Origin of the sequence: Chryseobacterium sp. sg2396 (assembly GCF_042610505.1) — a bacterium.
Taxonomy (GTDB): domain Bacteria; phylum Bacteroidota; class Bacteroidia; order Flavobacteriales; family Weeksellaceae; genus Chryseobacterium.
The window spans coordinates 1-22,821 of sequence record NZ_JBHGAQ010000021.1; the positions used below are offsets into that span (position 1 = coordinate 1).

A 22,821-nucleotide genomic window follows, 5' to 3' on the forward strand; every position below is an offset into this window, starting at 1 on the left:
ATCATTCTTCCTTCCAGGATATCCTGCGCAGACATTGTTTTGTTAAGGCCTACGCTTACATAGTAGGCTTCTTCAGGCTTGCTTCCGGCTAATGCTCCGTCTCTCCACTGCTGATTCAGGAAATTTTCGATCATGGTCTGTACACGAATCCATGTATTGGCTGTATTGGGCTCGAATACAAAACGTTCAGTAGATTTCTTCACGGATTCTTCCACCATGTTGAAGAAACGTCTCACTGAAACATACCTCCATTCGTTGCTGTTTCCGTCCAGGGTTCTTGCGCCCCAAACCATAGTCCCTTTACCGGTAAATGTTCTGATCGCGTTGATGGATTTTCCGGCGACAACATCTACATTGAGACCATCCTGTCTTTCCTGGGAAATTTTTTCCGTTGGTGCTACTACATAATTAAGTCCTACGTTAGCCGGTGCTTTGAATACTCCGGCAGTGCCGTCTACTTTTGCATAAACACCGGCCATTGCGGATGAAGGCGCCATAATAACCTGCTTTGAAGCAATGGCATTTTTAGCCTGGTTGTATAAATCTGAATTTGAGTATTTTAAATCTTCAAGACTTGCAATACCTGATACACCCGTTACCAAAACTTCAGCCTCATTGAAATCATAGTTCAGAACTGTTTTTAAATTTGGGTAGTATGCCGCACCGTACTTTAATCCTGATCCGGTTACTTTGCTTCTGAAAATAGTATCATCTCCCAAAACATCTATGATGACGAAACGGTCTTTCATGAACTCGGCCTGGCTTAGAGCACTGTTGTATAAAGAGTATACCTTGCTGATAGAAGTATCGTTAAATCTGGAAGAAACTGCATTCTTAGTAGCTGTAGCAGCAGTCGCTTTTTGTGCAGCAATAGTAACATATTTATCAAAAACAGCAGCAGCAGCCTGAGCAGCACTTTTCACCGTAGTCACCGTAGCATTCGCAACAAGTGCTGCGGTTTTAGCATCGGCTGCAACAGCCTGAGCTGCATAATATGCAGCAATTTGCGAAGAGGTGCTGGTATTGTTAATTGTATATGTATTGGCCTTTACAAGAGCGGCAGTACCGGCAGCTGCGGCATCGGCGCCCGCAACAGAAGCTACTACCGCCTGAGCAGCAGTCTGAGCATCGGTGGCTACCGTTTTATTGCTTACGGCTATCGTTTCCAAAGCAGTTGCAGCAGCAACATCATCAGCATTAGCAACAAGACCTTGAAGATCCGGGAAAACAATGAGTGTCGGCTCGTCTTCTTTTTTTAATAATTCAAGACCTATTAATAAAGTTTTATCTGCAGGATTGGTAGAATCCGCCATTACAGGATCTGTATAATTTCCTACGGAAACAATGTAGCATGGTCCGCCGCCGTTAGCAAAATACATCTGCATAGCGTAATACATCTTATAATCGCTGACGCTTGTTTGGGTTGCCGTAGCAACGCCGTCTTTAAAAGCTACAGCGAAATCTTCCTGATTGGCTTTTCCGAAAAGGTTTTCGTACTCCAACATCGAAGAAATTCTGGTTGGTTTCTGAGGCCCTTTTGCCGTATATCCGACAAAAGCAGGAATTGCCGTTTCAACTTGTGCTACGGAAGGCGGGAATTTTGCCAGCTCCTCCACATAGACTCCAGGGGTTTTGTAATTCATTTGTTAAAATTTAAAGTTAATATTAATTATTTCTCGAAGCGAAACTTCGAATGGTTATCCGGAATGGATTTGTTTTTTTAAGATTGTTGTAACTGATGGGAGAAATTCAGGACAATGAATTCTGCGGGACGTACCAATGCCAGTTTTACGATTACATTCATGGTTTTCGCCTTGGTTTGATCGCCTTTTACGTCAACTTGGTAGGCTTCTTCCGGAATGCTGCCGGCCAAAGCACCGTCTTTCCACTGCTGGTTCAGGAAATTTTCCAACGTTGTCCGGGCATGAAGCCATGTGAATGATATATTGGGTTCATCAATGAAGTTTACAAGGACCCCGCTTAGGGCGTACCGGATCATGTCATAATATCTCCGCACCTGAATATACTTCCATTCGTTATCTTTCCCGTCGTCTTTTTTATCTTTTCCGGAAAGTGTTCTCGCTCCCCAGACCAGGGTACCTTTCCCGCTAAAAGTACGGATCGCATTGACAGATTTCCCGGTGGAATGGATATTGAGATCCGACTGTTCCTGATCGGAGATTTTTTCGGTGGGGGCAACCACGCCATTGAGGCTTATGTTTGCAGGAGCTTTCCACGGACCTTTCATACGGTCCACCCTGGCGTATACGCCGGCCATGGCTGAAGAAGGCGGCAGGATTACTTTTAAAGAACGGATTGCTTCTTTAACCCGGTTGTATAGTACGGAATGCGAAGCCTGAAGATCTTTCAGGATGATGCCGTCTGCATCTCCTTTTTCATCCTTTGCATTGAGAACAGCGGTTTTCAATGCTTCAAACTCCCCGTTGAAGACCGGTGTATTTTCATTAAAATCATCGATAACCCCATCATACAGCGCATCTGAAAGGTATCTTGCATTATCGATCGCCGTCGTTAAGCCGGTCTTTACATCCGCTGTCTCTTTTACTTTTGCCGCAATATCAATAGCCTGATCCAGTAAATCGGCAAGGACAAAAGAGTTTTCGGATCCACTTGAAATTTCGTCGCTTGCCAGGCTTTTCAGTCGATCCAAAGCGGCAATCTCATTTGCATAAAAAACAGCACTGCTCTGTCCGGTTGCCTGTAAGCCCGTATGGGTTATCGGCGTCTGGGTTTCATCAAAAGTATAGTTCAGCACTGTTTCGAAATGAGGGAAATAAGCAGCGGCATGGCTGGTGGTATTTATTTTATTTCTGAACTTTTCGATGGTGTTGAGGTTGTCTGATGTTGTAACGGAGTTTCCGTAATAGGTATCCAGCAGGGCAAACCTGTTTTTGGTTTCATCATCGGCTTTCGCGATAGCCAGGTTATAAAGATCATAGAATTCGTCCTGGTCTGTGAGCGATACCGCATCGGTAAAAACAATCAGAACCGGCTCCTTGATCGTATCGGTCATATTTAATCCCGTTACTAAAGCAGATTTCTGTATGCCCTGATTTGCGGAAGCGTATGTTCCGGCGGAAACGATATAACACGGCCCTCCGCCATTGGCAAAGTACATCTGAAGCGAATAGTACATCAGAAATTTTGCCTGCGGTGCGATAATGGCAACACCTTGTTCGTTGTCCTTTAAGCGGATGTTTTCCTTTTTTGCTTTTCCGAAATATTGTTCGTATTCTAATAAGGAGTTGATTTTGAGGGACTTTGTATAATCTGCAGGCTGCAGCTCGGTATATCCGATGAATGCCGGTACAGCTAATTCTGCTAACGAAACCGAATATGGGAGCCTTGTGTTTTCCTGAACGGAAACACCCGGTGTAGTTGAATTTGGCATGTTGTAAATTTAATTAAAAGGTTATTCGTTTTTATTTTTTATGGCTGATCGACCGTGATGCTTTTGATAGCCACCTCATCGATCAAGGCAATGTCTTCCGAATTTACCGCTGCGATTTTGATAACACTGATCTTATACAGAACGGAAGGCATTACTTTCCCGCCGAGTAATCCCCAGACGTAGCTTAGCTGCTCGAAAGGAACCGAGTGCATTTCTGTCCTGAAGCTGAAATCTTTCGTCCGGTCATTTCCCGGATCTGCATATTCCAATACATTTTTCGCCTGAATGACTTCGATAACTTTTGAAATACTGACCAAAGACCCTTCGTAAGATGCCCTGTTGGCAGAGATCATCACATACAGATTAACGTAAGCGGGATCACTCTCCATTTTCATTTCATATTTAGGGGCCGTCGTACTTATTTGTGTCTTATGGTATCTCGGAGCGTTTTTCAGTGTAGATTCTTCCTGAACGTTCAGCAGTGTAATGATCACCTTATCGCTCAGGCCCGAAGTACCGTCATCATGTTTTGCCACATCCGCAACAACAACGCTATCTTTTATAGGATCCACGCTATTCAGCTTATCTTTTAAAACAGTCAATACTTTGTTTATCATAATTTTGTTCTTTAGTATTATGGTGCAAACATACAATTACCCTTTATCAAAACACAAATATTTCAGAGGGTCAAACCTGTCTTTGCAGTAATTGGGATTTTTATTTTTTCTTAAAACAAAATATTAAATCACTAACAATCATTATTTTAATTTACCACATAAAAATATTAAAAATGAAAAAAACGCGAACTGGGTATCGGACACAATAGATTCAGACAGGCATTTCATAGATGGAAGAGAAAAGCCGGAGACTGGAAGTTTATTGTTACTGTTTAATATCCAAAATCCTTCGTACTAACGTGGATCTTCTTACTTTTTAACGGATTAAAAATAAGATCTTATTTAAAATTCATCTGGATTTGCATCTTCATAATTAACGTAAATTCGACCGTATTTAATTTCTCTTTAAAGATTATTGAAAAGAAGATTTGAATTCAAATAGGTGATTCAATTCAGGCTTAAACAGATTTTCTATTTGTATAGTAACAGTCGATTTAATTTGATAAATAATTCCTTTGAAAATAATGTTTACAAGAGAAACTTCCAGCATCCAGCTTTCCTCTTCCAGCCTTTTAAACCCAGCTTTTGTTTAGGGTTCACGTTAAAGGAATTTTATTTCAGTTGATTTATATTCTTTAATTTTCTCTTTACTGCAAAGACTGAACAGACGCGCCTCATCATTCGTAAAACAGATTTTCTTCTTCTAATTTTGACCCCATCAATTTAAAACCTAATCCAATGAATATTAAGAAAATCTTCGGCCAGCGCAATGAAATCATTGAAGGCCATCTCAACGAACTACGCTCAAAAATAGGACTGGCGGATCAAAAAGAGGAATACATCTATGCCGTAAGGGAAGAAATCTGTAATGCCTGCCCTCTTAAAAACGGCAACAACTGTGATACCCAGAAATGGATCAATCCCAGGACTATGGAAGTAGCCGCCGCACCGAAAGAAGGCTTTATCCGGGGCTGCGGATGCAGGCTGAGTGCCAAACAGAAATCGAAGTCCAGCCTTTGCCCTGCAGGATTCTGGGGAGAGGAATTCAGCTAAACACCATCTATCCGGCAAATAACCATACCATCATTAAAACCATTTCATGTGAATCAGGAACATATCATTCAGAAAGTTTTTGTTGAAATTACCGTCAGCAATAAAGAAAAAGCAGAGCGCATCAGAGATGAGATCAGCAGTTTTTTGTCTATTGATGTTTTTCCCGAAATAGAAAAGTACATGGGGACCCTGGAGCATCAGCTGGCCGGGCAAGCCCTTCAGATCCCCAAACTGGAACTGAATCTCGACATAAAAAACAGTGCACTGGATACTGAATTAAAGGACACGATCATTCAGCATCTTAAAGAGGAACTTTCCGGAATAGCGAAACCCGTTTTAAGTCAGAAACCTGAAAAAACAGAAACCGCGGAAGGCTATCTGGTTGGCAGCCGGGAAAAGATGATCCGGACGTTTATCTACTTTCTTGAACATGGTTCCATGCCCTGGTGGAACCCGGATAGCAAAGGCTTAAATTTTCTGGAGTCTGCCGTGTTTAAAAACCTGATTTCAACAGATATTTTCCCGAAAAGTATCCTTCCGGTCCTATCCAAGCAACAGGTACAGGACCGGATGATCCATCAACTCACCGATTTGCAGCTTGCACAGTTATGCAGCGTTGTTTTAAAGAACGACAATCCGGAAATTAACCTGGAAGCCGAGATCATCCGCTCTATTTCAAGGCTTAACTTTCCCGACCGGATGATGGTATGGCATCTTTTGCTGAATGTAATATCAGAATATGCAGTTTTGTCAGACCGTAATTTACAGGAATCTCTTGTGTTACAACTCGAAAAAGCAATCTCAACAGGTTCTCCGCAGCAGAAAGAGTGTCTTCATAAAAACCTGAAAACGATCATTAAATTATTTCCTCTCATTAAAGAAAAAGAGATCGAAAAGAAGATCTCGGAAAGCCTGACCACCAACCAGCCAGCTTCCCAGGAACACACAGGACCTTCTTTAGAAACGGTTCAACAAGAAGACAGTACAGTACAGGAAGAAGCAATACCGGATGACGGACAGTACATGCTAAATGCTGGCCTCATTCTGATCCATCCTTTCATCAAAACATTTTTTGAGCACTGCGATCTGCTGGATCCGAAGACCCAACAACTCCTCGATCCCGAATTGGGTGCCCATCTTCTTCATTACATCGCTACCGGAAAGACCAACGCCCCCGAATGCGACATGGTCTTTGAGAAATTCTTATGCAATATTCCCGTGCATCAGCCCATTAGCCGGCATGTTAAACTGTCGCGCAAACACAAAATCCAGGCTAAAAACGTCATCGAAAGCGTGCAACACAACTGGAACCCGATGAAGAATTCTTCCGCCGCCCTGCTGCAGAACGAGTTTTTCCAGCGTCCGGGCAAACTGGTCGTTACCGATTATGACTATACCCTCACTGTAGAGCGTAAAACCCAGGATATCCTGCTGGACAAGCTGGCCTGGGGCATCGGCCTGGTGAAGCTGCCGTGGAAGGAAAAGTTTATGTATGTGAACTGGTAAGTCCCCTGACCTTTAAAGAAACTTCCAGCATCCCGCTTTCCTTCTTCCAGCCTGTTACCCTTCTTTCTACTTCGAGTTAATGTTAGCAGAACTGATTTAAAACTAAAATGAACTTTTAAAATATAATTTAAACCTGAAAACCAAATACACGAGAACAAAACCAGAAGCAGCCCGGTATTACCGATTACCTATCGGCCGGGCATTGCTTCCGGTGATTTAATTTAAAAAGCAATTAACCGGTCCGATCCTTCCCGGTCATCCGGCACTCTATAAAGCACAGCGATTACCAGTGCTTTATATGCCTTTAATCAAATTTCAAATAAAAACATCAAGTCCATGAAAGCAGTAAAACCTTTAGATAAAGGCAGCAGCAATCCTCACGGCCCGGGCAAAAAACAGAAGCCCGAAAAGCCTGTAGTGGTCCCCCTGCCGGTAACCGAAGTTGCCAACTTACAAACCCAAAAGCCGGAAAGCAATACCGTAACAGCCGGATCGGCCAATCCTTACTCCAACAGGATGAACCTGAACGGAACTATTGCTCCGGTGCACGGTTCACAGACCATTTATGATCAGGGAGCCGAAATTATGTACGGCAGGTTCCAAGAAAGCCTGGCAGAAACCGGAGATATCAACCATCCCGACACCCAAAAGCTGGAGAAAGGCTACATGTCCACCTTAAGCATCAGCCAGGTTCAGGATTACCACAACCTGAAAAACGGGACTTATCTGCCGAAGACGGCAGAGGAACAGGCAGCGGTTTATCAGGCAAACAAAACACAGAAAGAAGCTCAGCAGAAGGCAAAATCTGCCGGTTCAGGCAATACTGATATTTCTCTGACCGACCTTTCACATGCTCCGGCGACACAATTAGCCACTAATTTCAATGCCGTCCAGAACAGCAGTACAAATCTTTTTGGTAACAAGGCTGAAAAGGCAGCACTCGGAATTCCTAAAGTAAATGCAAAATCAGGCAGTGCCTTTACCGGATCCAAGCCGAAACGTAAAGTGAGTCCGACTAAAAAAGCATCAAGGCCCGGTAAAAAAACCATTCAGACGGTTGCCCAAAAACCTAAACCGAAGGAAATTTCTTTTACCCAAAGCGAGCCTCTGAAAAAAACAAGCTACTCTTTTAACGCAGCAGGCAAAACCGGAGGCCTGGAAAAGCAGGCTCAGCATGTATTGGGCAATATCCAACTGGATACCTCAGCTATTCCGGCGGCCATGCAACAGGATACCCGGCTACAACTGACGGGAGAGGCCGATACGCAGCATCTCGCTATCGAACAGCAGGAAGCGGCTCATGAGATGGGCATCCAAAAGGATCACGCGGAAAATGATATCCATAAAGACTACGGTGAAAACGACATCATTAAGAAACCAAAAGATGAGATCCTTAAGCCTTCGCGGAAAATAAGCGCCAAAGCGGTTAAAAAGCAGCCTCTTGAAACACTAAAATTAGAAGGTATTGACAAAGCCGGAATTAACGAGCAGTTTGCCCCGGTCATCCGGACAAAAATCGGCACAGAGAATGAAAAATACAAGGCTGCCGAACTGGAGCATGACCAAAAGGTGCTGGAGCAGGAAAAAACGGCGGAAACACAGATCGGAACCGAAAAGGACCGGTCGCATGAAAAGCAGCTGAAAACCGTAAAAGATGCCCGGTCGGACGTCCACAGCTCCAGGGTTGAGTGGCAGCAGGCCCTGGATCAAACAGAAGCCGATTTTGCCAGAAAGTCCGGCGACCATGCCAAAACTACACTGGGGCATATCAAGACGGAAAAAAGCAGAGGCGAAACCACAGCCCAGGGACATGTCGATAAGGCCAATACGGAGGCGCGCAAAAAGAAAGAAGCCGCCCAGGCTGAAGCCCGGCAGAAGAAAACAGAACAGCAGAAAGCCAGCGGCGGATTCTTCGGCTGGGTAGCCGATAAAGCTTCGGCATTCATCAACGCCCTGAAAGATGCACTGAACTATATTTTCACCAAGCTCAGGGATGCCGTTAAAGCTATTTTTGAAGCGGCTAAAACACTGGTGCTGGCAGCCCTGGAACTGGCGCGGAAAGCCATTGTAAGCCTGATCAAAGCATTTGCCTCCGTCATCAAAAGCTTCCTGGATATTGCTTTGGCAGCATTCCCCGGTATTAGGGACCGCCTCAAAGCACGTATAGACAAATATGTGGCCGTCGCCGAAAAGCTGGTGAACCAAGCCTTTGAAGTCTTCAAAAAAGCGGTGGTGGCTGTGATTGATTTTCTGGCTGATGTTGTGGATAGTTTATTAGCCTCATTACAGGCAGTTTACAATCTGATCCTCGATGCTGTTAATTTTATTGTGGCGGGGATGATAAAGATTATGAAGGGCTTAGCAAACTTAACTGCTTCCGCTATGCAAATGCCGGACAACTTTATGGGGCAAATTTCCGAAGAATTTCTGGGAATGGATATCACACAGCCATTGCCTTTTGAGAAAACAGCAATGGCTGAAACGACAGGAACGGATCCTGATCTTGCATATGCTGATCTGTTGGGAAAAAGCTCTTACGACGAAAGTGATTTCCATGTGGATCCTGTAACTGATGATATGGAACTGAGCCCGGAACTTCTGGCCCAATTACAGGACAGCAACGGTGAAATTAGTTTCGGAGCCAATGAGAATACCATCCATAGCTTTAAGCAATCTGCTGTGGGACCGGAAGAACCAGAAAACAGAGGCGATGTGGCAGAAAACCAAAATATTCCTGCTGATCCGTACGCTCAGGCCGATTGGTTCATCAACTACCAAAATAGCCAGTCACCTCCAAGTACGGATACCTCAAGTGCTTCCGGTAAGCAGCCAGCTACTTCAGGTTCTATGCCTGAAAATATGAAACTGGTCGGACCATGGACTCCAGGCGTTCGTTTGTACTATCTGAAGGAACAGATGTGGTCGGGAATAAAGAAAAACTGGGCAGAAAACAAATGGAAATACATCGGTATTGGAGCGGCTGTTGTGCTAGGTATAACTGCCCTGGCAATCCTTACCGCAGGAGCCATTTTTGCGCTGATCCCGCCTGCGCTTGAGATTTTCGCGGCTATCATGATGGCACAGGCTGTTGCAAAAGCCAGTGGTTTCTTCAAGACCTTTATGACGGACGGATGGATAGGAAATATTGCTTCGGCAGGAAAAGCACTGGCCCGGGCAATCGGAATTATTTTAGTTGAATTACTTTTCATCCTTTTATTTGACTCCGCTGCACTGTTTAAAGTCTTAAAGACAGCAGCGAAAGGCGGCGTGAAAGGAGTCTTCAATTTAGCTAAAGCAGGTGCCAGGAATACGCTGAAAGCAGGCAAAAATGCACTGGTCGCCACAGGAAAAGGATTTGTAAAACAGGCCGGTAAAGCGAAGTTCTTTGTTCAGGGTATCGGCAAAGGAATTACTAAAGGTGCTAAAAATTTAGATGAATTAGGTGAAAACTTATCGAAAAGGTTTAAATTTAAAGGATTTTCTTTAGAATTAAAAGGAAGATGGTTTACTTTGTATGGTATAATTAATCCTAAAGTTCCTTTAGCAAAAGGACAGGTTAATTTATCTAAGGATAGTTATAAAAAGGTAGCTAGTAATGCACGAGCAAATAAGGCCTTAAAATTAATGGATGAGATAACAGGAGGACACACACATGGTAGACATAGTGCAACAAAGACAAACAAATGGCTATTAGATAGAGCTGCTGGAGGAATATCAAGTGCGCCAATATTTACAGCTAAAGCAGCTACAAGGTTTTTAGATCCTAATACTCATATGAAAACAATTAAAATGTTAGAAAAGAAAATTCAAGATGCGGTAAGTAGTGGTATTTATCCAACAAATATTTCTCTTCCTTCCTCCTTAACAGTGGGTAATAGAATCGCTATAAAAGAAGAGGTTATGGGGTTTTCTGTAGGAACAGGATTCCTCTCTCCTAGTGGTGCAGCTCACCTTGGAAAATTACCAGGTGAAGCTACCGGATTACTAGATAAAGCTACCGGAGTCTTTGTAATTAGAGGCTTTGACAGTAGTGGTAAGATAATCTTACATGAAATAACAGCATTTCCAACGTTATAATAATAATTTAGTATGAAAACAATTTATTTTAATTACATAGAATATATAATTGGACAAGCAGTTGATGCAATATTTGAACAAGATTTTCATCATGCCTATAAAGTACGCTTTACTGAAATCAAAGAAAATGCTATTACTTACAAGGACTCGGATGTTTTTTTTCAAAGGTTAAGAGAAAGTCTAAAGATTACCTTAAATAATCTTGAAAGAATAAAACTATTTGATTTTTTCTTTATAGAAGATTTAGCTCCAAGTGATAAAAATGAGGACCTTAAAGAAATATTTTTTTTAGTGTGGAGTATATTTTTTCCCCAAGAAAATTGGCAAGATGAAAGTTACAAGAATGTTTCTTTTGAAATAGACTATGAAAGATATCTTTATTTATAATTATCTAAACAGAAATTATAAAAATATAAAATTTCTGAAGGATGAAAAATATTAATATTTATAACCGAAATTCAAAGAGTTCGGTTAATTTACACGAAGGATTTTCTAAAAATTTTGGAATAAATATCGCAAAATAGACTAAAATCCAACTGAGTAGGAAAGTACCGTACGAATTTTGGCAAAAAATGCATTAACAGGTAAAGGAATTATATTTTAGGACGGATTCAACAAGTAAATGCAACGATATCGATTTCGTTCAATTTTTGAGCGAATATCTCATTAGGTGATTTAAAACCAAACCTTTTTCGTGGCCTGTTGTTTAATATATTTACTACCCGGTTAACCTCTTGCCGGGTAATGGATTCAAAGTTCGTCTTTTTCGGGAAATATTGCCGTACCAGGCCGTTTAAATTTTCATTGGCTCCCCGCTGCCAGCTTTGATAGGGCCTGGCAAAGAAATAATCTATTTCAAGGCTTTGGGCAATTCTTTGATGATGAGCAAATTCTTTTCCGTTATCCGAAGTAATGGTATGCAGAAACGGTTTCCATTCTTCCAGAAGCTCAACGGTTTTAGCCTCTACTACGCTGGATTCTTTGGAATCGATTATTCCCATAAAGAGCAGTCCGCTTGCCCGGTCATTAATGGTAAGTAAAGCCCTTTTATGGTCTTTACCGATAACAAGGTCTATTTCCAAATCTCCGATCCGCTCTTTCTCATCGACAATAGCCGGCCGCTTACTGATATCCGTCCTTCCAAAAATCAGCCCTCTTTTATCTTTCAGAGAAGCTCTCTTGCGATACCTCCTGCCTTTTGTCCTTAAGTGTTTATATAGTTTCCCTCCTGCCCGCTTGTCCTTCCATATATACTGATAAATACGTTCATGGGAAACCATTTCCACTCCTTCCAGCTTTGCCCGCCCAACGATCTGTTCCGGACTGTAGTCTTCACTTAGACAGCGCAAAACATAATCCTGCATCTGCTGGCTGAATCGGGTATTCTTCTTTTTGGTCTTGTGTCTGAGCACTGTTTTACGATGTGCAAGATCTGCCTTGTAAAGACCGCTTCTCCCATCTGAGTTCCTTTTGATTTCCCGGCTCACAACTAATTTGTCTTTGCCGATATATTCTGAAATTTCAGAAATATCCTTTCCCAGGTTGTGGTAAGCTTCTATTTTTTATCTTTGTTCCAGTGTTAAATGACTCATCGTAATTGTAGTGTGGTTACCGCAAAATAAGATGATTTTTTTTCACCAGCCTCGAGAAATCTTTGATTATTCAAATCAAAGGCTTCCCGAGGTTTATTTTTTACTGTTGCATTTATAAATTGAATCTAAGATTTGTGGAAATTAAATAAAACATTATTATACAAAATTCTTATCAAAACTCTGCAAAGGTTACTAACTTTTGTGGAGTTTTTATTTAAAAAAATTACAATTTTATCTTTATATAAGTGCTAGCCCTTGGGTTTATTGGCTACAGGAGAAGTGAAACATATTAATGACGAATTAGTACAAGGTAAAAAATAGAAGATAAACTTGAAGTAGATGGAATGCAAGCAAGGCTTATTGGTAAAGAAGATATTGAAATTGTATCACCTTTAGGAAAAGATATAGCAGGTTCGGGATTTACTGGAAGCAGAAATATCAGGGATATGGTAGCTCAATCTATTAGTAAAAATAAAAAGATATTTGAAAGAATAGAAAAAATAGATGCCGACGAATTTTTAAATTTAGATACAAAAGTTAAGAAAATTAAAAGTCAATTAAACTCTCCTTCAGCTAATGCTTTATATAAGTTAAAATCCTCATAAAAAAAGAAATAAAAAATAGAAATAAGAAAGGATTGTTCCCAGAAGAGGTTATGCCTTCTGATTATCAAGCTCATCACATTGTACCTAAAGAGATGGAAATTTATTTTGGTAAAGCGTTTGATGAATTGGGAATTAATTTAGATCATGCATTTAACGGTACTATGCTTCCTCCTGTACACAAATTTGACGAGGTTATAGAAACAGCGAAAAATACTTTAAAAGATTCTGAAATCCCTGCTAATTTTTGAAATAGAGCCAAGCATCAGTCGCATCCTCAATATAATGACATGATAAAAGAAAATTTAAGTCGGGTTTTTAAAGGATTTGAAAAATTGTCTAAAAGCGAAAAAGGACTAGTAGAGGCAAGGTTTTATAAGATGATAAAAGAAAGAAAAACTTGGCTAGAAACATTAACTGCTGAAAATACTTTGATAATATTAAAATAAAAAAAATTATATGAATTATTATTTGCTAAGACACAAGATTAACCAAGACGATATTTACGTTAATATTGAGCAACAGGGACCATTGGAATTATTGTCGGAAGGAAAAACTCCAAAAATCTCTAAGATATATTATGAAGGTAAAAACAGTACAGATTATATTTCACTTGGAGGATTTGGAGTATCTTATAACGCTATGTCGTTTTTTAAAAGAGAATGTGGTGAAAATGTTAATTTTATTCCCACTGTAATATATGGTAAAGATACTAATGAACCATTGAACATTTATTTGATGAAGGTGAATATTGAACTTGATTGTGTAGATTATGAAAAATCTGAGCTTTTTGTATTGAGTGATAAAAATATTCGTGGAATTGATAAGATGGTGTTGAAAATTGGTATTAATAAAGAAATATTTACTATTAAAAACCTATTATTTAGTATAACAGTATCCGAAAATATAAAAAATAAAATGATTGATTTAGGATTAAAAGGCTTTGATTATATTCCAATTGAAAAATTTACTTTTTAATTTACATTATTTTTAAAATATCTTTTCAAAAACCAAAACGCCACAAAATTTATTTTTGTGGCGTTTTAATAACTTTAAATTAACTAAAAACTTAGCTAAACGTTCTATAATTTTTGTCAAAGAATTTAAAATTGTTGTCAAAGGATTTAAATTTTATCTTTACGAAAGTGGGTTTTATTGGCGAGTGGAAAAATTACAATTTGTAGATGATCCAAAATCAGTTGATAAATTATTTGTAAAGATTGACAATGATTTTGTCATAGACGAGTTAGGTAATCGTATTCCCACTATTTTCAGTAAAGAAATTGAACGATTATTAGAAAACGGATATAAAATAGAAGGACATATTGCAAAAAAAATTAAGTAAAATGAACGAAGAACGATTTGAAATAGAAGATCTCTTTAGTACCTCAATGGTAGAAGAAATTATGAAAGAATTTGTATGGCCAATGCCCTATAAAATAATTGATGATGATTTTTCCGCGGAAGTTATTTTTCCGGAATGCACATTTATAATATCTGATGATGGTCTTGGTGCAACGGATTTAGATTTTACGTCATATAAAGGGAAAGATTTAAGGATTAATATTTCGGTTGCTTTATGGGTTAGAAATCTAAAAGCATCTGATTTAAATTTGATAAAACGAGTGAGTGTTTGGCCTAATGAAGAAGATATGAAAACAAGTATAAAAAACACAATGATAACTTTACAAGCTTATTTTTTACCATTTATTGCAGGAAATGATGATGAGCTGATTGAAGAAGCTGAAAATTTTCATTAAAGCGTCCCTACTGAATTAGTCTCACAACTCAATGATGTGGGTTGAGAATCGACTATACGAAAATCATTCTCAGACAGGAGGTCGAGAAAAATCATAAAAAAAGTCCGTTTTCACTAGTTGTGAGACGGGCTCTTTTTATTTACAAAGGCTTTTTCAAAAGTTTTTATCTTTACGGAAGCGTTAACCCTTGGGTTTTATTGGCAAGTGGCGAAGTAAAAAAATATTCACCTGACGAAATCATCTCTGGAAAGACATCAATAGAGCGGAACAATCATTTTCACCTAAACATTGGGGCGTTAAAGATGTTGAAGAAGCAATAGTAGAAGTAATGAACCAAAATAGGACATTATTAATTGGTAGAAAATCAAATAAAGGAAGGTTTCAAATAGAAGGAACTGTAGGGAATATTGATATAATAATGGGATTTAAAGATGGTAGAATCGGTCAGTTTTACACAAAATAAAGAAATTCAAGTAGAATTTTTCTTAAAAAAGCGAAATGTTGTCATTGATAACTTAAAAGATATTTCGAAGAATTGGCAGTTTTATTTTCTTCGTTTTAATGAATTAAATGAAAGCCAATTAAACGAATATTTAGAAGAGGACAACTTTTATATAGAGGGCGCTATATACATATCATATTATGGAACAGAACTGATAGGATTTAAATATTGGGATTTAATTGATCAATTATGCTCATATTTCATTAATTCTATTTATAGTTTAATAATAGATAATGAAGAGTCTGATAAGTTTTATTTTCCAGATCAACCCATTGAAGTTAATTTAAAAAAGGAAAAAGAACATATCTGGATTAAAATTGGTAATGAAAAACCACTTTATTTAAATAAAAATGTCTTTACTAAAGAATTTTTAAAGGCTACTAAAGATTTTTATGAAAGAATAAATGTCAATTCTTACACATTGGAAATTGAGAAGATAGAAGAAACTCTTAAATATATATAGTAAAAATCTAAGTTTATAAAGAAAACTCTGCAAAGTCAAGACCTTGCGGAGTTTTTTTAATTGGTTTGAAGCTATGCTAAAACTTTGCAAAACGCTTAAATTCAAAGGATTTTCTTTAGCTAAAGGACAGGTTAATTTATCTAAAGATAGTTATGAAAAAGTAGCTGTAATGCACGAGCAAACAAGGCTTTAAAATTAATGGATGAGGTAACGGGAGGTCTCATACACATGCTAGACATAGTGCCACAAAATCAGATAAATGGTTAATTGATAGAGCCTTTGGAAGAATCTAAACTGCGCCAATACATACAGTGAAAGCATCTACTAAGTTTTTAGATCCTAATATCCATATGAAAACAATTAAAATGTTAGAAAAGAAATTACAAGATGCAATAAGAAGTGGTGTCAAGCAATCTAATATGATTTTTTCCAATAACTTGGTAGTTGGAAGTAGTGTTCAAATTACAAATGAAGTAATGGGTTTTTCTGTAGGTAAGTTTTTTTTTACTCCTCGTGGTGCTGCTGAATTTGGAAAATTATCAGGAGAAACTACAGGATTATTGGATAAAGCTTCCGCAGTTTTTAAATTTATGAGAACGGATTCAAACGGAAAGGCTATTTTACATGAAATAACTTCATACCCAGTTTTATAATAATAAATAATTATTTTATGAAAAAAATATTTGTTAAACAAATTCAGATTATTTTATTACAATCTATAGAGGCTTCATTTAAAGCTGATTTATATCAAAGTTATAAAGAAGAATTGAAGGAAAGTAGAAATTTTTTCTCAATAAATCAGCCTAATTATGAAATGTTTTTAAAAGATTTAAAAGAAAGTCTAAAGGTGATTTTAAATAATACTAGCAAAATCGAATTACTTAGTTTTTTTCCTCAAGAAGATTTAGCACCAGGTATAAGTAATGAAGAATTAATTCAATATTTTATGTTATTATGGAGTAGTTTTTTTTCTAATGAAAATTGGAAAGATGAAGATTATAAAGATATTTCTTTTGAAATGGATTACAAAGAGTTTTAATCGAATGCTCTAACTGATTTCTGATGAAGATATCTCCGATTTATCTGTTGATAGTGTTTCTTAAAAAATAGAGATGTAAATATTGTTTTAAAAAAGCACAAGAACAATGTTCGTAATATGGTTGGTAATTTATATAGTTTACCGATCATCTCTCAACCAATTGCAGATATTTTGATGAAATTTTGTCAAAATGAAATTGAATTATTTGATGTATAGATAGATAAGAAGATTAATCTTAAGTTGTATTTTTTAAATATTTTAAATGTGATAGATTGTATTAATTTGGAAAAGTCTATTTATACCCTATTTACTCCTAATGCTTTAATGCTTATTAAAATTAATCTCCTTTAATAAAAGGATTATCAACAAAACTCCGCAGAGCTTAAAACTTTTGCGGAGTTTTTTACTTAAGGCTTAGGTAAACGAATCTCTAAAGGTGCTGAAAACTTAGACGAATTAGGTGAAAACTTAGCGAAAAGGTTTAAATTTAAAGGATTTAAAATTGTTGTCAAAGGATTTAAATTTTACGGAAGCGTTAATCCTTGGGTTTTTCGGGAAGATTACAGATATACAACAAAAAATCCTCAAAAAAATTAATCAAGAATTTTGAAAACCTACATTGGTCTCCAAAGAGTCAAAATATATTAATAATAGATAGGCTATAAATAAAATGAAAAACTTTGAAGAACTAAATAAAACAGAAATACTCGACAGAATGTTGAGTAGCGAATTTGGCACATTATATTCTCATCTTGATATACAAGGCAATATTGATAAAATAATAAGATTCCTAGATGGCAAACTTACCCCTGAACTCCTCCTGTATATGTTCAATTATATGAGGCTTTATTACAGTATATTGATGAACATCATAAAATAAAAGAGCATGTCTTCATGCCTCAATTATTAGAAGTAGGGACAGATTATATCATTCGCCCTTTTTATTCTTATCATGTATCTACCCGTAGATATTTTGATCCTGATGAACCATTGGAACCATACGCAGCATACTATGAAATGATCAGGGCTTTCTCAGAAGAAATGACCAATGAGTTTTCGCAAGAAGATATTACTGATCCCGATAAACAAAGTATCATAAAAAGAGTTCTAAGAAAAAGTCTGATCCAGCCAAGAGGTAAAACTTTTTTTGAGGGACGTCATCTCAACAAATATATTATTGGAGAGCCTGCGATTTCCATAGAAGATCTAGAAAAATGGAAAATCAGAGATCAAGAATATTTTTCTTAAGAGGTTGTTTAAATAAGAATTTATAAAATAAGAGCATGTTTAAATAAGATTGCTAATACTTATTTACACACGCTCTAAAACCTATAAAATGAACAACAAAAAACTTCTGGAAAAAAAAGATTGGGAATATTACATTTTCAAACAAAATGATATTCTTGAACTGTTGGTCACTGTTGAAAAACCCAATCCCGGACTTGACATTATTTATCAGCTGGATGAATTGGAAAAAGAAAACTATTTAAAGATTGGCATTCAGGCACTGGCAGACCGGATAAAAGATATGAAAGAAAATTTCAACCGGTATAAAGTAAATGCGTGGAGGTAAAAATGGACGGAGTACATTGCCGGAAAATAAGGATAAAAGACTGCCCGAAATCTGAGCAGTCTTTTAATTTATTGTTCACCTCTCCGAATTTACATATTCAGTAGAAATGAAACTAGTTATTTGTTTCCCTCCAGCTTACTAAACCACTCCGCATAAGCATCCACCGCCGATTTCAGGAATTTTTTGTTTTCTTCACTTTTAATGTTGCCTCCGTCATCAAACCATTCAGCGACATTGGCAATATAGACTTCTGGCTGCTGCATAGTTGGGAGATTGAGGAAGACAAAACACTGTCTCAGGTGATGGTTGGCTCCGAAAGCAGAAATATTTCCCGGCGAACTGCTGAAAACGGCCGCCGGTTTATTGTCCCATACGCTCTTTCCTGCGGGCCTGGAGCCGACGTCAACGGCATTCTTCAATACGCCGGGGATGGAGCGGTTGTATTCCGGGGTGATAAAGATAAAACCCTCGATGTCTTTCAACTTGGTCCTGAATTCTGTGTACGATTCGGGCACTTCGTTGAAATCATCAAAATCCTGGTTGTAAATGGGTAAATTTTCCAGTGAAATTATTTCAAATTCAAAGCCTTCCGGCTGTAGATCTTTAACGGCTTTAGCCAGTTTTTTAGAGAATGAGGCCTTTCGAAGACTTCCGGCAATAATTCCGATTCGATTGTTCATAATGTGTAGATTTTATCTTTACGCTTTCAAGAACCAAGCCATACGTATTCCGCTAAATTAACTTAATGCCGCCGCAGTATTATCATATGAATTCAACAGGACTCAATTTATTTCAACAATAATAAAAAAGTAAAAATCCAAAATGTAATTAATTTTAAATAAATTTACTTAGAGGATATTTAAATTTGATATAATAATTTTTTATAGACTTCTGCTTAATGTCGCTTCATCTAAATAAACGAAGTTGATTCTTAATAGTAAAAAATATTTAGATTTGACGCAGTCAAATTCAGTTTATTAAACGGAAAGAAATTAAACCTTAATTCCTACATGTTAAAAATATAGCATAGACTACACCTCATCCTCCCAAATCACATGTACAATCTTCCAGATGCCGCTTTCTTTGATAAACTGAAACATTTTACGGCCCGAAGCTTCAAAATATTCCCCGCGAAGCAGGCCTTTTTTCCGGTACGTTGAATACCGCTGGGCAATATTTCCCGTAATCCGGGTTTCTTCTCCCGTTTCCCATTCGCTGAACTCTGTTAAAGTACCGTCTGTAAGGATCTTTTTCCTAGGATCGATAAAGGCTTTCAGGTCATATACTTCCGTGCATTCCGTTGACTTTTTGATAATACTTGCCGATAAAGAACACACTTCATGAATCTTATCAAAATCGGGCTGACGAATATTATTGGAAAAGATATGGTAGAAATCATGCACACAATTGCCGATCAGCATCTCGTCTGTTTCAGAAATTTTTAATCCAACGCTGTCCGTTTGACTGTCATTATTCAATTTCAGTTTTTCATCCATCTAAAGATTTTGTTTAAAATATGAACGTCCTGTTTAATTTTCGTACAATTTCCAGGCAGTTTCTCTCCTTCAGAAATGATAAAGAAAAATAACATCACCGGTATAAGCAGGTTTGGCCTGATCTTTTATCAGAAGTTTCGCTTCTACAACCACTTTTACCGTTCCTCTCAGGTCATTGACGGATTTTACAGTAGCCTGTAAGCATACTTCATCATTTACCTTAACCGGCAAACCGAACCTGAAATTTTCAATTCCGTAATTGATTTCCATCTTTACGTTTCGTACTTCTGCGATCTGCTTCCAGAGATAAGGGATAAGGGACAGGGTAAGATAGCCGTGTGCGATCGTAGAACCGTAGGGCCCTTCCGAAGCCGCTTTTTTTTCATCCACGTGGATCCACTGATGATCAAGGGTAGCTTCCGCAAAACGGCTGATCTGCTGCTGATCGATGGTGTGCCACTCAGAAGTGCCGGCTACGCTTCCTTCCAGCTGTTTGTATTCTTCGAAATTACTGATGATAACCATTTTATTTTTTTACTAATTTATCATAATTATTACATTTGAACGTAATTTTTTTGTCCTGTACCGAAAAACCTCCCGCATAACACGGGAGGCAGATGAACATAACAAAATAATAAGTAATTGCTTACATTTTATTTTCCGAACGATATATGGGTCAACTGAAATTATATGAATTAGTATGAGATTCAGCTTATACCGCCGGGAACGTTATGTAAGTTTTTTATCAGAAACCGGATTAAGCAAGTCTTACGTTAACCGCATTTAAACCTCTTTCTCCTTTCTGTATATCAAAAACAACCTGATCGTTTTCACGGATCGAGTTGATGCTTAGTCCTGATGAATGTACAAAAATATCTTTGCTTCCGTCTGCCGGAGCAATAAATCCGAAGCCTTTTGCTTCATTAAAAAATTTTACTGTGCCTTGTTGCATGGTAATGATTGTTAAATTATATATTATCACGATCCCTACACTTTAGGGATCATTTGATTTCATGTTGTATCCTGTCCTATGATACGTAGCGGCTGCCGATTTCTTCCTGTTGGTAACGGCTCACCGTAACTTCCACCGGTTTGCGCAGAACCGCTTCTGCAAATTTCCTGATCCTCTCAGGCATCGCTGCCGAAAAAAACAGCGTCTGTCTCTTGTTAGGCATCAGTTTCAGAATTTCTTTCACCTCATCTGCTCCTCCCGTTTCAAATATCCGGTCGGCTTCATCCAGGACCAGTATTTCGATTTTGGAAAGATCAATGTATCGCTGAACGGCAAGTTCCAATAATCTTTCCGGGGTCGCTACAAGCAGGTCTACCCTTTTTCTTAAGGCAGAAAGCTGTCCGCCGGCTGAAATGCCGTCGAACACGGAAAGCTGTGAAAGCGGAAGATATTTGCTGTAAATTTCCAACTTTTCCTCAACTCCCATTACGAATTCTTTTGCCGGGCTCAAAATAACAACCCTTATTTTCCCGTGCTCCTGAGAATTTTTCTGCAGCAGCTGAAGGATGGGCATTACAAATGCAGCGGTTTTTCCGGTTCCGGAATGCGAACAGGCGATTACGTCATGACCTGCCAGAATATGCGGCACTGCAAAGTTCTGCAATTCGGTAGGCTTCGAATACCCTGCTTCCGTAACGGCGCGGATAATCGGATTGATTAAATGTAAGTTTTTAAAACTGATCATAATCGGCCGGTTGCCCGGTATTTTGTAACGGACCCGTTTACGGAATCCGTATCGTATGGATGATAAATAAAGATGCTCTATCCATTTACCACTTTTGCATGGCCTGCACAATAATTTATCTGAAAATAACAATATTGAACAACAGCCTGCAATGACATATCATTTCTAAAATAAAAGGGATTTTAAGCCGGCTTTTATCATCGGGGCAGATTAATAATCGGGCAGCTGAAAAAGCAAAACTGAATGATAAAAATGTAATTTAAATTAAATCAGTACGGCGAAGGCAGGAACCTGTTTTATGAATACCCTGCAAATGTAAGCGAAAATAATTGGAAAACAATGAATATAATTCACTGATTTTCAAAATTATATTCGTAGCTTACGCACACAAAAAACAAATTGTTTGCAGACTGCGGATAATTTTAAATTTCAGCCTTATGCAAACGTATTCTCCTATTCCACAGCCCCTGTTCAAGCCTACAGAAATCCCTCCTTCCAGGCACATACGAATCGCTTACTTCATCATGGTACATCATAAACCCAATGTTTTTAAAGCCATGTTTGAAAAAATCTACACACGCGACCAGTTTTACCTGATTCATATCGACCGTAAAGCCAGTGCTAAATTTACGGAAGAAATCCAGCTGTACCTGTTGCAGTTTCCCAATGCCTATCTTCTTGAAAGTATGAATATTTTACCCGGAGGCTTCAGTGTGATCCAGGCTGAGCTCAATGCGATGGAATATTTGTTGAATGTAAGCCGGGAATGGGATTACTTCATCAATTTAAGCGGTGAAGATTACCCGCTCCGATCACAGGATATCATCCGTCACTTTCTCACCAGCAATAAAGGACGAAATTATCTTTTTTACTACGACCAGAAGTTTTACAGGCCCGACACCATGCAAAGGATCCAGAATCATTTTACCGAGCTAACCCACAAAATTTCGTCGATGCTCTACAAAAGGGAATTCATGGAGGGTGTTACACCGTATATCGGAGAAAAATGGTTTATCCTTACCCGGGAAACCTGTACTTTCCTGACGAATAACAAAAGGGTAATGGATTTTGAAGACTATTACCTCCATACCCTTTTACCTGCAGAATCTTTCTTTCAGACCGTTCTTATGAATACGGATTTTAAAGACATCATTGTAAATGACGACAAAAGGGCAAGCATCGAGAAGACTTTCTTCAGATGCGGACATCCTACAGAGGATTTCCTCACCTCTCTTACTGCCGGCAATCATCTTTTTATCAGGAAAATCAATGGTAAAACCGATGAAAATATCCTGCATTACATCCAGACCCATTATCATACGCCGCTAGCGGAAATTAACGAGATCGAACGCGAACTGAAAAGAAATAACCGCGATAACAATTGATCTCAACGTTCTAAGAACGTATCATCCGACAAATTTCATAAGGCAGA

At 38.3% G+C, this 22,821-nt stretch carries 25 protein-coding genes; 16 read left to right on the forward strand and 9 right to left on the reverse strand.

The window, feature by feature from the left end:
* The 3 genes from ACED20_RS18310 to ACED20_RS18320 all read right to left on the reverse strand — a co-directional run.
* Positions 1 to 1,643 (reverse strand): phage tail sheath family protein (locus ACED20_RS18310; RefSeq protein ID WP_378106199.1); only part of this gene is annotated, 1,643 nt, incomplete at its 3' end.
* 77 nt (positions 1,644 to 1,720) lie between these two features.
* A complete protein-coding gene (locus ACED20_RS18315) occupies positions 1,721 to 3,412 on the reverse strand; it encodes a phage tail sheath C-terminal domain-containing protein (protein ID WP_378106200.1) in 1,692 nt (563 codons plus the stop codon).
* A gap of 38 nt (positions 3,413 to 3,450) precedes the next feature.
* Positions 3,451 to 4,029, reverse strand: a complete 579-nt coding sequence (locus ACED20_RS18320; protein ID WP_378106202.1) for a DUF4255 domain-containing protein — start codon at positions 4,027 to 4,029, stop codon at positions 3,451 to 3,453.
* A gap of 738 nt (positions 4,030 to 4,767) precedes the next feature.
* Here ACED20_RS18320 and ACED20_RS18325 point away from each other — a divergent pair.
* The 4 genes from ACED20_RS18325 (at position 4,768) to ACED20_RS18340 (ending at position 11,052) form a co-directional block, all read left to right on the forward strand.
* The gene (locus ACED20_RS18325) at positions 4,768 to 5,082 is read left to right on the forward strand and encodes a hypothetical protein (protein ID WP_294239627.1); all 315 of its coding nucleotides are present in this window, start codon (positions 4,768 to 4,770) and stop codon (positions 5,080 to 5,082) included.
* Between the two features lie 48 nt (positions 5,083 to 5,130).
* Positions 5,131 to 6,588, forward strand: coding sequence for a contractile injection system tape measure protein (locus tag ACED20_RS18330; RefSeq protein ID WP_378106205.1), 1,458 nt, complete (start codon positions 5,131 to 5,133; stop codon positions 6,586 to 6,588).
* A 336-nt stretch (positions 6,589 to 6,924) separates the two neighbouring features.
* A complete protein-coding gene (locus ACED20_RS18335; RefSeq protein ID WP_294239637.1) occupies positions 6,925 to 10,665 on the forward strand; it encodes a hypothetical protein in 3,741 nt (1,246 codons plus the stop codon).
* A gap of 12 nt (positions 10,666 to 10,677) precedes the next feature.
* On the forward strand, positions 10,678 to 11,052 hold the full coding sequence (locus tag ACED20_RS18340) for a hypothetical protein (RefSeq protein WP_294239639.1): 375 nt from the start codon (positions 10,678 to 10,680) through the stop codon (positions 11,050 to 11,052).
* A gap of 224 nt (positions 11,053 to 11,276) precedes the next feature.
* Here the strand turns inward: ACED20_RS18340 and ACED20_RS18345 are convergent, their stop codons facing one another.
* Positions 11,277 to 12,152 (reverse strand): IS30 family transposase, encoded by an 876-nt coding sequence (locus ACED20_RS18345; protein ID WP_294239642.1) that lies wholly within the window; start codon positions 12,150 to 12,152, stop codon positions 11,277 to 11,279.
* A gap of 449 nt (positions 12,153 to 12,601) precedes the next feature.
* Here ACED20_RS18345 and ACED20_RS18350 point away from each other — a divergent pair, with 449 nt between their 5' ends.
* The 11 genes from ACED20_RS18350 (at position 12,602) to ACED20_RS18400 (ending at position 18,196) form a co-directional block, all read left to right on the forward strand.
* Positions 12,602 to 12,862, forward strand: coding sequence for a hypothetical protein (locus ACED20_RS18350; RefSeq protein ID WP_378106208.1), 261 nt, complete (start codon positions 12,602 to 12,604; stop codon positions 12,860 to 12,862).
* 32 nt (positions 12,863 to 12,894) lie between these two features.
* Positions 12,895 to 13,110, forward strand: coding sequence for an AHH domain-containing protein (locus tag ACED20_RS18355; RefSeq protein ID WP_378106210.1), 216 nt, complete (start codon positions 12,895 to 12,897; stop codon positions 13,108 to 13,110).
* A gap of 39 nt (positions 13,111 to 13,149) precedes the next feature.
* Complete coding sequence (locus ACED20_RS18360) at positions 13,150 to 13,308, forward strand: hypothetical protein (protein WP_345766110.1); 159 nt, start codon at positions 13,150 to 13,152, stop codon at positions 13,306 to 13,308.
* A gap of 10 nt (positions 13,309 to 13,318) precedes the next feature.
* A complete protein-coding gene (locus tag ACED20_RS18365; protein WP_378106212.1) occupies positions 13,319 to 13,837 on the forward strand; it encodes an imm11 family protein in 519 nt (172 codons plus the stop codon).
* Positions 13,838 to 13,892: 55 nt separating this feature from the next.
* Positions 13,893 to 14,204 carry a hypothetical protein gene (locus tag ACED20_RS18370; protein WP_378106214.1) on the forward strand — a complete coding sequence of 104 codons (312 nt, stop codon included), beginning with the start codon at positions 13,893 to 13,895 and terminating at the stop codon, positions 14,202 to 14,204.
* Position 14,205: 1 nt separating this feature from the next.
* Positions 14,206 to 14,619, forward strand: a complete 414-nt coding sequence (locus tag ACED20_RS18375) for a hypothetical protein (protein ID WP_294200861.1) — start codon at positions 14,206 to 14,208, stop codon at positions 14,617 to 14,619.
* Positions 14,620 to 15,050: 431 nt separating this feature from the next.
* Positions 15,051 to 15,584, forward strand: a complete 534-nt coding sequence (locus ACED20_RS18380; RefSeq protein WP_378106216.1) for a hypothetical protein — start codon at positions 15,051 to 15,053, stop codon at positions 15,582 to 15,584.
* A gap of 350 nt (positions 15,585 to 15,934) precedes the next feature.
* Positions 15,935 to 16,237: a hypothetical protein gene (locus tag ACED20_RS18385; protein WP_378106218.1), complete on the forward strand. Its 303-nt coding sequence runs from the start codon at positions 15,935 to 15,937 to the stop codon at positions 16,235 to 16,237.
* A gap of 17 nt (positions 16,238 to 16,254) precedes the next feature.
* On the forward strand, positions 16,255 to 16,623 hold the full coding sequence (locus ACED20_RS18390) for a hypothetical protein (RefSeq protein WP_378106220.1): 369 nt from the start codon (positions 16,255 to 16,257) through the stop codon (positions 16,621 to 16,623).
* Positions 16,624 to 17,517: 894 nt separating this feature from the next.
* Positions 17,518 to 17,871, forward strand: a complete 354-nt coding sequence (locus ACED20_RS18395) for a hypothetical protein (protein WP_378106222.1) — start codon at positions 17,518 to 17,520, stop codon at positions 17,869 to 17,871.
* 88 nt (positions 17,872 to 17,959) lie between these two features.
* Positions 17,960 to 18,196 (forward strand): hypothetical protein, encoded by a 237-nt coding sequence (locus ACED20_RS18400; protein WP_294223249.1) that lies wholly within the window; start codon positions 17,960 to 17,962, stop codon positions 18,194 to 18,196.
* Between the two features lie 116 nt (positions 18,197 to 18,312).
* Here ACED20_RS18400 and ACED20_RS18405 read toward each other — a convergent pair whose 3' ends face one another.
* The 5 genes from ACED20_RS18405 to ACED20_RS18425 form a co-directional block, all read right to left on the reverse strand.
* A complete protein-coding gene (locus ACED20_RS18405) occupies positions 18,313 to 18,876 on the reverse strand; it encodes an NADPH-dependent FMN reductase (RefSeq protein WP_294266632.1) in 564 nt (187 codons plus the stop codon).
* A gap of 351 nt (positions 18,877 to 19,227) precedes the next feature.
* Positions 19,228 to 19,692, reverse strand: coding sequence for a hypothetical protein (locus ACED20_RS18410; RefSeq protein ID WP_294241110.1), 465 nt, complete (start codon positions 19,690 to 19,692; stop codon positions 19,228 to 19,230).
* Positions 19,693 to 19,761: 69 nt separating this feature from the next.
* Positions 19,762 to 20,217, reverse strand: coding sequence for a MaoC family dehydratase (locus ACED20_RS18415; RefSeq protein WP_294223259.1), 456 nt, complete (start codon positions 20,215 to 20,217; stop codon positions 19,762 to 19,764).
* A 232-nt stretch (positions 20,218 to 20,449) separates the two neighbouring features.
* The gene (locus tag ACED20_RS18420; RefSeq protein WP_294200985.1) at positions 20,450 to 20,644 is read right to left on the reverse strand and encodes a cold-shock protein; all 195 of its coding nucleotides are present in this window, start codon (positions 20,642 to 20,644) and stop codon (positions 20,450 to 20,452) included.
* 76 nt (positions 20,645 to 20,720) lie between these two features.
* Complete coding sequence (locus ACED20_RS18425; protein WP_294241108.1) at positions 20,721 to 21,389, reverse strand: DEAD/DEAH box helicase; 669 nt, start codon at positions 21,387 to 21,389, stop codon at positions 20,721 to 20,723.
* Positions 21,390 to 21,826: 437 nt separating this feature from the next.
* Between ACED20_RS18425 and ACED20_RS18430 the strand changes: the two genes are divergently transcribed.
* A complete protein-coding gene (locus ACED20_RS18430) occupies positions 21,827 to 22,774 on the forward strand; it encodes a beta-1,6-N-acetylglucosaminyltransferase (RefSeq protein WP_294200981.1) in 948 nt (315 codons plus the stop codon).
* The last annotated feature ends 47 nt before the right edge of the window (positions 22,775 to 22,821 follow it).

Coding starts and splice junctions, on each gene's coding strand:
- ACED20_RS18315 (WP_378106200.1), bottom strand. CDS start 3,412: ATGCCAAATTCAACTACACCGGGTGTTTCCGTTCAGGAAAACACAAGG.
- ACED20_RS18320 (WP_378106202.1), bottom strand. CDS start 4,029: ATGATAAACAAAGTATTGACTGTTTTAAAAGATAAGCTGAATAGCGTG.
- ACED20_RS18325 (WP_294239627.1), top strand. CDS start 4,768: ATGAATATTAAGAAAATCTTCGGCCAGCGCAATGAAATCATTGAAGGC.
- ACED20_RS18335 (WP_294239637.1), top strand. CDS start 6,925: ATGAAAGCAGTAAAACCTTTAGATAAAGGCAGCAGCAATCCTCACGGC.
- ACED20_RS18340 (WP_294239639.1), top strand. CDS start 10,678: ATGAAAACAATTTATTTTAATTACATAGAATATATAATTGGACAAGCA.
- ACED20_RS18350 (WP_378106208.1), top strand. CDS start 12,602: ATGCAAGCAAGGCTTATTGGTAAAGAAGATATTGAAATTGTATCACCT.
- ACED20_RS18360 (WP_345766110.1), top strand. CDS start 13,150: ATGATAAAAGAAAATTTAAGTCGGGTTTTTAAAGGATTTGAAAAATTG.
- ACED20_RS18365 (WP_378106212.1), top strand. CDS start 13,319: ATGAATTATTATTTGCTAAGACACAAGATTAACCAAGACGATATTTAC.
- ACED20_RS18375 (WP_294200861.1), top strand. CDS start 14,206: ATGAACGAAGAACGATTTGAAATAGAAGATCTCTTTAGTACCTCAATG.
- ACED20_RS18380 (WP_378106216.1), top strand. CDS start 15,051: ATGGTAGAATCGGTCAGTTTTACACAAAATAAAGAAATTCAAGTAGAA.
- ACED20_RS18385 (WP_378106218.1), top strand. CDS start 15,935: ATGAAAACAATTAAAATGTTAGAAAAGAAATTACAAGATGCAATAAGA.
- ACED20_RS18390 (WP_378106220.1), top strand. CDS start 16,255: ATGAAAAAAATATTTGTTAAACAAATTCAGATTATTTTATTACAATCT.
- ACED20_RS18395 (WP_378106222.1), top strand. CDS start 17,518: ATGCCTCAATTATTAGAAGTAGGGACAGATTATATCATTCGCCCTTTT.
- ACED20_RS18400 (WP_294223249.1), top strand. CDS start 17,960: ATGAACAACAAAAAACTTCTGGAAAAAAAAGATTGGGAATATTACATT.
- ACED20_RS18405 (WP_294266632.1), bottom strand. CDS start 18,876: ATGAACAATCGAATCGGAATTATTGCCGGAAGTCTTCGAAAGGCCTCA.
- ACED20_RS18410 (WP_294241110.1), bottom strand. CDS start 19,692: ATGGATGAAAAACTGAAATTGAATAATGACAGTCAAACGGACAGCGTT.
- ACED20_RS18415 (WP_294223259.1), bottom strand. CDS start 20,217: ATGGTTATCATCAGTAATTTCGAAGAATACAAACAGCTGGAAGGAAGC.
- ACED20_RS18420 (WP_294200985.1), bottom strand. CDS start 20,644: ATGCAACAAGGCACAGTAAAATTTTTTAATGAAGCAAAAGGCTTCGGA.
- ACED20_RS18425 (WP_294241108.1), bottom strand. CDS start 21,389: ATGATCAGTTTTAAAAACTTACATTTAATCAATCCGATTATCCGCGCC.
- ACED20_RS18430 (WP_294200981.1), top strand. CDS start 21,827: ATGCAAACGTATTCTCCTATTCCACAGCCCCTGTTCAAGCCTACAGAA.